The sequence below is a fragment of the Desulfonatronospira sp. MSAO_Bac3 genome, assembly GCF_003838035.1.
GTDB lineage: Bacteria > Desulfobacterota > Desulfovibrionia > Desulfovibrionales > Desulfonatronovibrionaceae > Desulfonatronospira > Desulfonatronospira thiodismutans.
This window is the reverse complement of the sequence record NZ_QYZY01000057.1, coordinates 1-12,616: the sequence shown is the minus strand read 5'-3', so window position 1 is coordinate 12,616 and position 12,616 is coordinate 1. Positions and strand designations below refer to the sequence as shown.

Annotated in this window: 11 protein-coding genes; all 11 read right to left on the bottom strand. The window is 53.6% G+C overall.

The window, feature by feature from the left end:
- Positions 1-17: 17 nt before the first annotated feature.
- On the bottom strand, positions 18-1,502 hold the full coding sequence (locus tag D5S03_RS01825) for a monovalent cation/H+ antiporter subunit D family protein (RefSeq protein ID WP_287042515.1): 1,485 nt from the start codon (positions 1,500-1,502) through the stop codon (positions 18-20).
- Between the two features lie 2 nt (positions 1,503-1,504).
- Positions 1,505-1,813, bottom strand: coding sequence for an NADH-quinone oxidoreductase subunit NuoK (locus D5S03_RS01820; RefSeq protein WP_287042514.1), 309 nt, complete (start codon positions 1,811-1,813; stop codon positions 1,505-1,507).
- Complete coding sequence (locus D5S03_RS01815; RefSeq protein WP_287042513.1) at positions 1,810-2,334, bottom strand: NADH-quinone oxidoreductase subunit J family protein; 525 nt, start codon at positions 2,332-2,334, stop codon at positions 1,810-1,812. The genes D5S03_RS01820 and D5S03_RS01815 overlap by 4 nt, the downstream gene beginning before the upstream one ends.
- Positions 2,335-2,874: a 4Fe-4S binding protein gene (locus D5S03_RS01810; protein WP_287042512.1), complete on the bottom strand. Its 540-nt coding sequence runs from the start codon at positions 2,872-2,874 to the stop codon at positions 2,335-2,337.
- Positions 2,871-3,854: an NADH-quinone oxidoreductase subunit NuoH gene (gene nuoH, locus D5S03_RS01805; protein ID WP_287042511.1), complete on the bottom strand. Its 984-nt coding sequence runs from the start codon at positions 3,852-3,854 to the stop codon at positions 2,871-2,873. The genes D5S03_RS01810 and nuoH overlap by 4 nt, the downstream gene beginning before the upstream one ends.
- The gene (locus D5S03_RS01800; protein ID WP_008871244.1) at positions 3,851-5,011 is read right to left on the bottom strand and encodes an NADH-quinone oxidoreductase subunit D; all 1,161 of its coding nucleotides are present in this window, start codon (positions 5,009-5,011) and stop codon (positions 3,851-3,853) included. The genes nuoH and D5S03_RS01800 overlap by 4 nt, the downstream gene beginning before the upstream one ends.
- The gene (locus D5S03_RS01795) at positions 5,008-5,595 is read right to left on the bottom strand and encodes an NADH-quinone oxidoreductase subunit C (RefSeq protein WP_008871245.1); all 588 of its coding nucleotides are present in this window, start codon (positions 5,593-5,595) and stop codon (positions 5,008-5,010) included. Before D5S03_RS01795 ends, D5S03_RS01800 begins: the two co-directional genes overlap by 4 nt.
- Before the next feature lie 120 nt (positions 5,596-5,715).
- Positions 5,716-6,264 carry an NADH-quinone oxidoreductase subunit B gene (locus tag D5S03_RS01790; protein ID WP_008871246.1) on the bottom strand — a complete coding sequence of 183 codons (549 nt, stop codon included), beginning with the start codon at positions 6,262-6,264 and terminating at the stop codon, positions 5,716-5,718.
- Complete coding sequence (locus D5S03_RS01785; protein ID WP_008871247.1) at positions 6,240-6,623, bottom strand: NADH-quinone oxidoreductase subunit A; 384 nt, start codon at positions 6,621-6,623, stop codon at positions 6,240-6,242. The genes D5S03_RS01790 and D5S03_RS01785 overlap by 25 nt, the downstream gene beginning before the upstream one ends.
- A gap of 710 nt (positions 6,624-7,333) precedes the next feature.
- Positions 7,334-11,710 carry a translocation/assembly module TamB domain-containing protein gene (locus D5S03_RS01780; protein WP_287042510.1) on the bottom strand — a complete coding sequence of 1,459 codons (4,377 nt, stop codon included), beginning with the start codon at positions 11,708-11,710 and terminating at the stop codon, positions 7,334-7,336.
- Positions 11,711-11,755: 45 nt separating this feature from the next.
- On the bottom strand, positions 11,756-12,616 hold an 861-nt coding region (locus tag D5S03_RS01775; protein WP_287042509.1), incomplete at its 5' end, for an autotransporter assembly complex protein TamA.

Here is a 12,616-nt window from a genome sequence, read left to right as displayed (position 1 = left end):
ATTGTGTTATCCAGGTCTTAAACGCCCAGCAACAGTTCAATGAATTGATAGAAGACAGTTGGGTACAGTCCAAGGAAAACAGATATGGCAGCTGTAATGCAGATGGGCACTACCATGGACAACGGTGCTTCCCTGTAGCTTTCGATATTGACGCCGGGTGCAGGCGCTTCAAAAAAGGCCTTGTAAATTATCTGGCCGAAGTAGGCCGTATTAAGGATTGTGCTGGCCATGAGCACGAATACGAAAAGCATATGGCCAGCATCCATGGCCCCTGTGATCATATACCACTTGGAGATGAACCCGGCCACGGGCGGCACTCCAATCATGCTCAACGCGGCCACGCTGAACGCCCCGAAGGTCCAGGGCATTTTCCTGCCAAGCCCGGAGAGCATGCTGATCTTTTTCTGGTGGGTGGCCACATATATTGCTCCGGCAGCAAAAAACAACGTGATCTTGCTGAAGCCGTGATGGGCTATGTGCATATTTCCCCCCGCTACAGCCAGGGGGGCGAGCAGGGCTACCCCCAGGATCACATAAGAAAGCTGGCTTACTGTGGAGTAGGCCAGCCTGGCTTTAAGGTCATCCTTGGTCAGGGCTATGATGGAAGCTACAATGATTGTGAAGGCAGCAAGATAAGCGGTAATGATTCCTAGATGAAGTGCTTCCATGGTTTCCACGCCGAACCCGGAGAGGATCACCCTGCTGATGGAGAAGACTCCGGCCTTGACCACCGCCACAGCGTGCAGAAGGCCTGATACAGGCGTAGGAGCGACCATGGCTGACGGCAGCCAGTTGTGCAGAGGCATGATGGCAGCCTTGGCCAGACCGAACACAAACAGAAAATACGTCAGAACCACCCAGTGTGTAGGGGCGTCTTCAGGGAATATACCCTGAACCATGTCTCCCAGATGAAAGTCCAGGGTGCCGCAGAGGACATAGGTCATGATCATCGCAGGGAGCAGAAAAAGTTTGGCGGTGCCCATGAGATAGACCACGTATTTTCTGGCTCCGCTGTAGGCTTCTTCGTCCTGATGATGCGCCACAAGGGGGTAGGTAAAAATGGTGATTATCTCATAAAAGAGATACAGGGTAAAAATGTTGGCGCTGAAAGCTACGCCAACCGCTCCGAATATGGCCACTGCAAAGCAGAAGTAATACCTGGTCTGAGCGTGTTCTTTAAGAGACCGCATGTAGCCGATGTTGTAGCTGGTGGCGATGATCCACAGAAAAGATGCCAGCAGGGCGAAGATCAGAGATAGCCCGTCAACTGCGAAGGAAACAGTGATGCCGGGCAACAGGGTGAAAAGGGTAAATGTGTAAATGGTACCGTCAAGGACTGAGGGCACCATATACAGAATGGAGATGAACGTTGCCGCGCCGGCTATAAATGACACCATTTCCCTGAGGTTTATATGGTTCTTGAGCAGCAGAATGATGAAGGGTGCAACCAGGGTAATTGCCAGGGGCAGCAGCACATAAGAGGAAGAGACAAACTCAGTCATTTCTAACCTCGCATGGTGATCAGTTTGCCGGCATCAACGTTTTTGAAGCGCCTCGAGACTACTAGAAAAATGGCCAGCAGGAGAGTAGCTTCGGCAGCGGCGATGCCCATTACCAGAAGAGTACCTACCTGTCCCAGTTCGTCGGGAGCGGGCGTAAGCTGGGCTGATGCCATTATACTCAGGCCGGCACCGTTAAGTATCAGTTCTATGCCCAGAACTGTTCCTATAAGTGTCCTTCTGTATGCTATGCCGAAAATGCCGATACACAGCAGAAATATGGCCACCAGATGATAGATGGTCATTACGCTCATTTTTTCCTCCTCATTTCAAAAGCCAGAACCACAGCTCCGGCCATGGCCACAGTCAGAAGTAGAGAAATCAATTCAAAAGGCAGAATAAAATCTTCCAGAAAGAAGCGGCCGAGAGTGCTCACCTCGGTTTCATGGGGAACAAGGAAGGAAGGTGGAGCAGTGTGTATGGCCGCCATGCCCAGAAAGATTGCCGGAGATACGGCAGCCAGTCCGGCGAAAATGATTCTTCTGAATGATATCTTGCCGCTTTCGTCTCCGCCCGGCCATGCACTGGTAAGCATGATGGCGAAAAATATCAGCACGCTGACTGCGCCGACATAAATGAGGATCTGCATCAGGGCGATAAAGGGGGCGGCCATGAGGAAAAACAGCCCGGCCACCCCAAGAAGGGTCATTATCAGTCCTACAAGCGCCCGGACCAGACTCTGGGACAGTACTGTCATAAATCCGCCGACAACTATTATGGCGATATGCCCGAAGAGCACCGCCCATGCCAGTCTTTCGTATTCCAGATTTTCCATTTACTGCTCCTTGTTCTGAGCCTGATATTGCAATCTGGACAACAGGTCGTAGACAAACTCCTGCCTGCTGAATCCAGCTACATAAACGTCGCTGGAGTACCTCAGCGCCCCTGAAGGACAGCTCTCCACACACAGTCCGCACAGGCAGCAATAGTTGTAGTCCAGGACAAAGGACTGCGGTTCAGGCTTGGCCTTCTTGGGAGGGGCTTCCTTCTTGCCCTCGGGCAAAGCCTCGGCCTCGGTCCCTGAAGTCTCCTTCTTCTCCTCTGCCGCCTTCTTCTTGGGCTTGCTGGCCGTAATAGATATGCATCCCCCCGGGCAGATACGCACGCAATTCATGCAGGCTATGCACTTGGACTTCGTCGGGTCATTATCGCTTGGAACAAGCTCTATGTGTCCCCGGTAGCCTTCCAGGTCAGTAACCTGGCGCGGGTAGTGGACGGTTATCTGAGAAGACTTAAAGTTGCCCGCAGTCACCTTCATTCCCACCAGAAGGCTCCACATGCCCGACAGGGTTTCGCTCAAGCTTTTGACTATCATAAGGCAATCACCGCTAGGGTTATCAGAAGATTAAGAACGGCAAGGGGGATCAGCCATTTCCAGCAGATATTGAGCAGCTGATCAAACCGCACCCTTGGAAAAGTCCACCTGATCCAGATCATGATCAGCAGCAGGACATACACCTTGGCCAGAAACCACCATATTCCGGGAGCACCAGGCCCCTGGAATCCGCCCAGGAAAAGAATGGCCATGATGCAGGCTGCCACCACCATGTAGGCGTATTCCGCCAGAAAAAAGCAGGCAAAGGCCATGCCTGAGTATTCGGTGTGAAATCCGGCGGTAAGTTCGCTTTCGGCTTCGGGCAGGTCAAAGGGGTTTCTGTTGGTTTCGGCCAGGGCACAGATAAAAAAGAGGATAAAAGCCAGAGGCTGATATACTATGTACCACTGCCACGGCCAGGTTCCCTGTCCGTCGGCGATGTCGAAAAGGTTGAAGGTTCCGGTCATAAACACAATGGACAGGACCACCAGGAGCAGAGGAATTTCATAGGCCACACCCTGGGAGATATCTCTGGCCGCCCCTATGAGGCCGTATTTGTTCTGTGAGGCCCAGCCGGCCAGACACAGGGCCAGTACGTTGATCCCGGTAAAAGCCAGGATCAGAATCAGGCCCACATTGGTGTTTATTACCTGCAGATGCGGCCCGAAGGGAATGGCGATAAAGCAGACTATGGCCGGGGCAATGGAGATCATCGGGGCCAGCCAGTACAGGAAGCTGTCCGCCCCCTTGGGAGTAAAGATCTGCTTGCCCACGAGTTTGAGGCCGTCGGCAACAGGCTGCAGGATTCCGTGAGGAAAGCATGGGGGACCCACTTCGTAAGGACCGGGTCTCCTGTGGATAAAACCGGCTACTTTCCTTTCCAGGTACACCAGGACCACTGCGTTAAGACCGACAAAGGCCATAATCGCCAGCAGGCCCACAAAAATAATAATAAACGGCGTAGGTATTGCATCTATCATCTGTCTATCTCCGGTATTACCAGGTCAAGGCTTGCCAGAATCGCGATGGCGTCCGAGATGAGCGTTCCCTGGGCGACTTCGGAAAAAAGGCTCAGGTTGGAGAAGCCGGGGGCCCGCAGCTTGAGGCGATACGGGGACTTGCCCCCGTCGCTTACCAGGTGCATCCCTATTTTCCCCCGTGCCCCTTCTAAAGCGAAGTATACATCGCCCGCCGGAGGCTTGGGACGCTTGGGGGCTTTGGGCAGGATATAATCGCCTTCAGGCAGGGTATCCAGGGCCTGTTCGATTATTTTGATACTCTCCTGTATCTCATCCATGCGCACCAGGTAGCGGCCCATGGAGTCGCATGTGTCGTAGGTAGGTATGTTGAAGTCGAAACGGTTGTAAATGGAGTATGGTTCTGCGCGCCGCACATCGTAAGCCTGTCCGGACCCCCGCAGTACCGGTCCGGTGGCTCCGTACTTGCGGCAGGTATCAATGGGGATCTCTCCAACTTCTTCCATTCGTTTGCGCAGGATGAAGTTGTCCGTGACCAGGTCTTTGAACATCTTGGCCCTATCCTTGAGCCTGGCGCATTCGGCCCTGGTAGCTTCAATGAACTTGTCGTCGATGTCCGCGGACACCCCGCCGAAGCGGTAATAGCAGTAGGTCAGCCTGGACCCGGTGTTGCGCTGCATAATGTCCTGGATCCTTTCCCTGTCGTCAAAGGCGTACATGATGGGAGTAAACGCCCCAAGATCCAGGAGAATGGCCCCCCACCACAGAAGGTGCGAAGATATCCGGTTGAGTTCACAGGTGATGACCCTGATGTACTCGGCCCTTTCCGGAACCTCGATGCCCATAAGCCTTTCCACGGCAGCCACATGAGCCCAGTTCCAGGCCAGGGCGTGCAGATAGTCGGTACGCCCGGGGTTGGGCAGATACTGGGGGTAGCTCATCACCTCGGCCATCTTCTCGTGCATGCGGTGAATATACCCCAGAACCGGTTCGGCCCTTAAAATATACTCACCGTCGATTTCCAGCAGAATGCGCAGTACTCCGTGAGTGGATGGATGCTGAGGCCCCATGTTCAGGACCAGAGTATCCTCGCGCTCTGTGGGCTGGAACCTCTGGGAATAAAAATCCCCCTTGGTGTCTAATCTCAGATCAAGGTTCATGATTGATCCCTGCTTGGTTTGTTGGAACAGTTGGTGATTGCCTGGATAAATTCCTGGCTGTCAGCGGAGACGGGGCTGTGTGCCCGGTCCGGATAAATCTGGTGCAGGTCCTTGAGTGCAGATTCTTCTTTGAGCAGAGGCGGTGGTCCGTCATGGTCCGGAGCCAGCAACAGTGGCAGCAGATTGGGATGACCCTTGAAGCGCACCCCGAAAAAATCGAAGCACTCCCTTTCATGCCAAGCCGCTCCGGGATAAATATCGTAAATGGAAGGGACTTCAGGATTTTCCTTAGAGATCATGACCCGGATTCCCACCCGGCCTGGCTGATCAAAACGATCAAAGTGATAGACCATCTGAAAGCCCTCCTGCATATCTACACAGGAAACGTCTTCCAGAAAAAAGCCGGCCTGATCCAGCTTGCCCACGGCATTCAGGAGGTCCTGGGGGGTCACGAAAAAATCGGCGTCATAACCGGTATATGCAGGACCCTGCGGCTCTTCCTTTTTGGCTTCTTTCCCGGCGGCTTTTTCAGCTTTTTTTGTTTTCTCGGCCGCCTGTTCCGGCTGGGCGTTTTCTTCGCTCATCAACTTACCTCCTTGGGCAGGGTGCAGAGAACATTTTCAGGCGCTGGTCTGCGTTATGATCTGCTACAATTTCAGCATGCTATATAAAAGTATTACTTCAAAAGCAGGTAAAAATGTAAATTACCATTGTTCGCTTTTAGTTGCTGTTTCAGGCACAGGCCACCAGCGTCTGCCGGTGATTTTCTTCTGGACCTGAAAAAGCCCCTCCAGCAGGCCTTCAGGCCTGGGCGGACACCCCGGCACATAGACATCCACCGGTATTATGCGATCCACTCCTTCCACGATACCGTACTGGTTCTTGTAGACAAAGGGACCGCCGGAGATGGCGCAGTTGCCCATGGCAATGACCCACTTGGGAGAGGGCATCTGTTCGTAGAGCATTGTCACTAAGGGTGACAGTTTTTTATTGACTGTACCGGCGACGATCATCAAATCCGACTGCCTCGGAGACGGTCTGAAAACTTCAGCCCCGAAACGGGCCGAATCAAACCTGGCCATGCCGAAACCCATCATTTCTATGGCGCAGCAGGCCAGCCCGAAAGTCATGGGCCATAGAGACATGGCCCTGCAGATGTTCAGAATTTTCTGAACAGGTGCATGGTCGATTATGGGTTCGTCATAGCTGGTGTCAGCATATGCATGTGTTAGGGTTTGATTTTCTTGGGCCATGTAAAGACTCCTTTTTTCCAGAAGTAGATGACTGAGGCGAACAGAATAACGATAAAGATCAGCAGCTTAATGAAGCTGACCAGATCGGGCGCCTCAACATAGTGAGTGGCCACCGGAAAGAGGAAGAGGACGTCCACGTCAAAGGCCAGAAATATCAGGGCGTAGAAGTAGTAGTTTATCCCGAATTTGACCCATGCGGATCCATGAGGAATCATGCCGCATTCGTAAGGCATCCTTAATTTTTCGGCCCGGGCTTTGGGGGCCAGGAGGTGGGAAAGGAGAAACGGGACTACTGCAAAAAAGACAATGCCCAGAACAAAGAAATAGATTATCGCTATATGTAGCCAGGAAACGCTCATAACGGCCTACTTCCTTTTGCGTTAGACATTTGAAGGATGGAACACAGCCGGTTCATCATCGTGGCAAAACTGATAAAGACGTAGACAAGAACCTATGGTGATGTCAACCAAAAAAAGAAACTTTTTTAACAATTCTTTCAAAAAAATAGACTTACTTGTGCATTGTTTCACAAAAGACGTCCTGCAAAGCTATCAAGGCGGGCGGTAACTTTGCATCGATGTGCGGCAGCTGGCCTCTATTCACAACTATTTTTGTATTGATAGCAGATACACAAAAAACATGTTGATGCGGTATACTTTGTGACAACAGTGTCATTTGCATACACTCCAGTGCGCTGGACTGCACCAGCCTGACATCGGGGTCGGGGCGAAATCAGTATCGATAGACCAGGTCATGTGCAAAGCCCCCGATACTTTCGGTGCCGTCACCGGTAAAAGCATGATTGTGGCGGAAAATTGCTGTTTTTTCCTGACTTCATGATCTTCATGACCGTCATGATAGAGTGTTTTCTTGCCCTTGCAGATATGACTGCAAAAAGTCGAAAATCAGATGTATGACCTTCAAAGCACCTTTCCAGCTCTTTGCTTTCTGCCCGCAACCCGTCTGAGCACGGCTGTCCGGCCTTGTCATCCGCGCTGGGAAAAACAGATTTTAAAGTCGTCTCCTGGAAGAGGACCGTCCGTGTCATCGCAATGTTTTGCTTAAGTGTTCAGTAGTCGCGCTTCCAGAAGAGAAACACCCCGCCGTCGGCATCGGCCTCCACACTTCCTTCCAGGGATATCCTCGGGGTAAGCTCAACCTCCACCGCCACTTCGTCAGACCCCGGAGCTGTCCCCTTCTTGACCTGCATGTAAACCCTTTCATGCACATATCTGCCCAGGCCGAACTGCAGTTCTCCTTCATCGTCCCTGGTGACCTGGATGTCATCCACTCCCACCAGGGACCGCACCTGGTCCATGACTCCCGGACCGGCCTCCCCTGTTGCCAGAGTACGTACGGCATTCAAAAGGGTCAGCGCCTGAAAGGGGGTAAGATCTGAGAGGTCCCGTCCGAAAAGAATCCAGGCCAGGATTTCGTCCTCATGCATGGGCGGATCTGACTCCAGGTCCAGATCCGGGTTCAGGGCGCGGCCGTGAATACGCACAGTTATATTCCTGTCCCTCTGGCGGTAGTGCGCCCTCATATCCAGGGTGGGGTCCGGGGGATATGCCCCATCAAGATAAACCTGGGAATCACGGTCCAGATCGAACCTGCGGTCAAGGAATGTAAAGCGGCCTCTTACAGGGCTCAGCTCCCCGCGTATCCTTGGTTCATGGGCCTTGCCGTCAATATAGAGGTGTCCGGCCCATTCAGAGTCAAGGCCCCGCCCTCGCACATATACACGGGCTGGAAAATTGAGCTCCAGGTCCAGATCCACTGGATAGTCTTCCAGATCCATCTGCCTGGGCGGGGGAGGCAGATCACTTGGAGGCTTGTTCTTTTCCGTTACATCAATGTGCACCACGCCTGGTGGGGACCCCGGAGGCAGGCGCGCGTCTATGCTTCCAAAGGTCAAGGACCCCTTTACTGAAGCCCGGGTCATATCCCCGGAAAGCTCCAGGTCGCAGGAAGTTATATTGACTACAGCCAGCGGATGTCTCAAAATATTGGTATTCTCAATCTGCAGATCGAAATCCCAGGGCATTTCCATTTCCGGATCCAGACCAAGACTGCCACTGCCCCTGATCCTGCCCGCCTCACCATCACTTGCTGCAAGCTCTTCCAGGACTACCTGGTCGTTTCTGCCCCGGATCAGCGCATTGATATCCTTTAAGTAAACCCCGGCCACTGTATGCTCAAAAACGCCGTCATCCAGTTCTATTTTTCCGTCCAGCTCAGGCTCATGCAGTGTTCCGGATATATCCACCCCTGACTGTAAAATACCTGAAAGGGTAAGCTCCGGCGGCAGGAAAAGGGGAGCCACCTTGGCCAGTTCAACATCGGAAACCAGCCTGCCCTGCAGGACAGCCGGATCCTGCAGTTCAAATACCGCCGGTTCAAGGGAAAAGACAGCAGGGAGGCCAAGCTCCAGACCGAGAAGTTCATCAGGGCCCTGAAACAAAGCGGCTTTGAGCTGCACTGCACCGTCTTCCACAAGCAGGTCCGCATTCACGTCCAGACGGGGCATATCTTCCATATCCGGGTGCCTTGATCGAAGCTCGCTTAGCCCGACCCCTGCTGTGACCACCGGCCCGGCAGGATCTCCATGCACCTTGAAATCACCGGTCAGCCGGCCCTCAACAACTTCGAAGGCCTCCAGGGGAAGCTGGCTCAGTAAAATATCATGCAGCTCTGCCTCAAAAAACACTTCTTCAGAATTAAGGCCGCCGTGAAATTCCAGCCGGCCGTCTCCCCAGGCCAGCTCACCCGGACTTATGTTTATTTCTTCATCCCCCACCTTTACCTGAAAGGGCTTTAAAAGGGAGAAATCTTCAAAGGCATAAATGCCCTGCAGCACATCCAGGTCTATCAAATGATCCCCCCTGTCTAAGGAGTATGAGGCATCAGCCTTGAGCTCCAAAGGATACACAGCCCGGCCCTCCAGACTGGTGACAAGGCCTAAGTCCGTATCCTGCCCCTGCACTTCAGTCTCCCATGAGCTGAGATATGCCTCACCCAGGTCCAGGCCGGCCAGGTTCAGCTCGATATTGTAGTTCCTGTCGGCAAAAAGGTCCTGCCCCTGCCCTGCAAGCTCCAGGTAGACAACACTCATGCTGTCCACCAACAGGTCCATGGCCTGAAAATCCAGGGTCGCGTCCTGCCTGTCCCGGGTTTTGTCCAGGAAAACACTGCCTTGAAGATCGCCGTAGATTTCCAGGCCGGCCAGCCCGGCGAAGGCGGACAGTTCCGGGACATCCACGTCCAGCGCACCTTGAGCCAGAAAAGTATCCAGATCCAGATCCAGGTCCCCGCGCACGCTGGAATCAAATCCGGATAGAAACAGGTTGGCCACCTTGAGATTTTTTTCAACCAGCTCAAAGTCGGAGCCAAGCTCCACACTCCCCTGCTCTGAATCCAGTGAGGCCTGGACTTTTCCCGAAAAACTCTCCCGGGTATAAACCGAATCCACGGAAGCCTGGATATCCATGAGATCCAGGTCCGCACCAGGCTTAACCCCGTCAAGACCGGCATCCAGATTCAGTTCGAGCTCCTCGGGGCCGCCCCTGGCCGTGGCCCTTGCAGACAGGCTGCCGCCCGTCTCCCGGTCCAGGGTCGCTCCCAGAAACTCCAGGCTGGCCATGTCCAGGCCGGCCTCAATGTCCATATCCATTTTTTTCAGGTCCACCAGCCCGGATGAAAAAAACTCGGCCTCCTTGGTGATGAGCTCCAGTTCTTCAAGCTCAAGGATGTAAGGTTCAGACATGGATGCTGCAGCTCTCAGGCCCGGCTTGTCACCCACGAGAGCATCAAGAAGGTCCTGCCCGGAGCTGAACTCTTCACCGGAAAGGGACAACTGCAGGTTGTAGGTCTCCTCTGCAATATTTCCGTGAGTATCGGCCTTGAAGTTTAGAGAACCTGCAAGCTCCAGGTCCGCAGCTTCCTCGGGCATGAGATTTTCCAGGGCAGAGATTTTGCTTTCCAGTGCAGCCTCGAAATTTAGATCATCAAGGTCAATCCGGCCCCGGGCAAGGGCTTCCAGATTCCGGGAGACAAGCCTTAGCTCCTTAAAATCCACCAGGCCGCTGTCGGCGTAATCCACATCAAAACCGATTTCCATTTCGCCGGGAAGCTGCGGATAATGTTCATACCCCAGCCCCTGGAGCATTACCCTGCCCCGGGCCAGGGCCGTGGTGCCGTTTACTTCACCGGGATATTCCAGATCCGCCTGCAGGTGAAGACTTGCCAGATCCAGGTCATGCCCCTTGAGTTCCTCCAGCCGGAGGTTCACCTGGCCTCCCGGAGAGGTGACCGGCCCATGAAACTCTGCTTCGAGCTCTGCAGGACTGGTGGAAGCAAACTGTGCCTTATCCAGTAGAGGATTTAAATCTTGTACCAGCATCTCAGCGCTGCCCTGCATAAACATTTCATCCAGGACAAGCTCGGCCCGGGAGTCAAGACTGAACTGCTCCGAGTCCAGGTGCAGGCTCTGCAGGCTCAACAGGTTTTCAGCATAATCCATGCTCAGTTGCGTTTTCAGATGCAGGGGGTGGCCTAAGTAAAAATCCAGGGGCTCGGGAGCTATTGCCGGGCTTATGGAAGCTTCTGCATCGGCCGAAAACTCCAGGCTCTCCTCCAGGAGCTTCATATTCATGTCCATGGCCAGGTCCAGAAGATCTCCGCCCCTGACCGTCAAGCTGCCCGGCCAGTCCTGGACAGGTCCCGTGCCTTCCAGGACAAGCTCCAGGCTGTCGGGCATATCTTCTGCAGGAACGAGTGCAGGCAGTGTGGCCGAATCGAAAAAACGCAGGTACAACTCCAGCTCATGGGAATTGTGAGAAAAATCCATGGACATATCCAGGCTGGTTTCATCTTTGTCCAGCCGGCTGATATTCAGGCCGTCCACGGCAAATCCTGTCTGATACGCCGACAGCGCCCCCTGCATAAAGAACTCTGCTTCTTCCCCCAGGACCTCTTCACCCATGCGCGCTCTGTCCAGATACAGGCTTTCCACGATAAGAGGCGGCAACGGCCATTTCCATTCAAGCTTCTTTTTAAGTTCATCAGGCACTTCAGGTTCTTCCATGGGCTCAGTGTGCGGAGCTCTGGACATGTAAAGGGCCGCGGCTCCGAGTTTTCTCACCACTATCCGCCCCTGAAAAAGATCCCCCAAAGACCAGTCAAGCCCTGAATCCTGCAATTCCAGCCAGACACCGTCTTTATCGTGTATTTCTATGCTCTGGACCTCGAAGTTGAAAGGAATTCTGCCCGAGATACCGCTTATCTCGACCCGGCCGTCTTCCCAGACCAGGACCCGGTTTAGGGTGGACTCCAGATGCTTCTGCCCGGAATCTGTCTGCAGCCAGGCCAGGGCCGCCCCCACAAGGAGCACCAGCAGCACCAGCAGGATGCCCAGGGCAATAATTCCACGTTTTATATATCTTTTCATCTTAAATGATGCACCTCTGATCTCTGATCTTTGACATCTGACATCTTAAAAAGCCTGCCCGATGCTCAAATAAAGCTGATATGCCGAGTCCTTGCTTCTGCGGTTCAGGGGAAAGGCAATGTCAGCCCTTAAGGGGCCGAAATCTGTATAATAGCGGTAGCCGATACCTGTTCCCCACCTGAGATTTTCAGAAAAATCCGGGTATGAATCCTCGTAGGCCTGTCCGCCATCCAGAAACATCACCAGACCTGAGTTGCGGCTGAGCTTGAACCGCAGCTCCGTATTGACCTCGGCCAGGGCCAGCCCCCCTATGGGATCACCATCCTCCATGGGCCCCACCTTCTGGTAGGCGTATCCCCGGATGGAGCCTCCGCCTCCGGCATAAAACCGCTCGTCCGGAGGCACTTTTCTTTTGTCTTCCGCCCCGATGGCCCCGTAGGCCACCCTGTTGGCCAGAACGATCCTTTGAGGCCAAAGCTCCAGGTAATTGCTCAGGCTGGCATAAGTCTTGAGAAACCTGGTTTCCAGATCCATGGTGTCCAGAAATGGAGTAAGCCTGAGGTTGAAGCGCAGGCCCTGGGAAGGGTCCAGTTCATTGTCACGGGCATCATACAGGAGGTTGCCCGGGAAAAAAAGAAGCCCCAGGTCTGTTTTCTCTCCCATCTGTTCAACCTGGGCCAGTCTGTAGCCTGCTCCAGCGCCCACGGATAATTCACGGGTCAGATCGCGGTCCACGGTGCCTGTGGCGGATATGCTGGTGGCATCATAGGCGTCCTGGTATTCTTCCCTGTAGCCTGATTTGAGGATGAGGCGCTGATCCGGGCGCATGAAGCTGGGAATGGTATAGCTTCCGCCCAGAAAGCGCTCCACATCCGAAAGCTGCAGATCCGCTTCCAGTGTCTCCCC

Coding starts and splice junctions, on each gene's coding strand:
- nuoH (WP_287042511.1), bottom strand. CDS start 3,854: ATGATAGATGCAATACCTACGCCGTTTATTATTATTTTTGTGGGCCTG.
- D5S03_RS01785 (WP_008871247.1), bottom strand. CDS start 6,623: ATGAGCGTTTCCTGGCTACATATAGCGATAATCTATTTCTTTGTTCTG.
- D5S03_RS01825 (WP_287042515.1), bottom strand. CDS start 1,502: ATGACTGAGTTTGTCTCTTCCTCTTATGTGCTGCTGCCCCTGGCAATT.
- D5S03_RS01820 (WP_287042514.1), bottom strand. CDS start 1,813: ATGAGCGTAATGACCATCTATCATCTGGTGGCCATATTTCTGCTGTGT.
- D5S03_RS01815 (WP_287042513.1), bottom strand. CDS start 2,334: ATGGAAAATCTGGAATACGAAAGACTGGCATGGGCGGTGCTCTTCGGG.
- D5S03_RS01780 (WP_287042510.1), bottom strand. CDS start 11,710: ATGAAAAGATATATAAAACGTGGAATTATTGCCCTGGGCATCCTGCTG.
- D5S03_RS01810 (WP_287042512.1), bottom strand. CDS start 2,874: ATGATAGTCAAAAGCTTGAGCGAAACCCTGTCGGGCATGTGGAGCCTT.
- D5S03_RS01795 (WP_008871245.1), bottom strand. CDS start 5,595: ATGAGCGAAGAAAACGCCCAGCCGGAACAGGCGGCCGAGAAAACAAAA.
- D5S03_RS01800 (WP_008871244.1), bottom strand. CDS start 5,011: ATGAACCTTGATCTGAGATTAGACACCAAGGGGGATTTTTATTCCCAG.
- D5S03_RS01790 (WP_008871246.1), bottom strand. CDS start 6,264: ATGGCCCAAGAAAATCAAACCCTAACACATGCATATGCTGACACCAGC.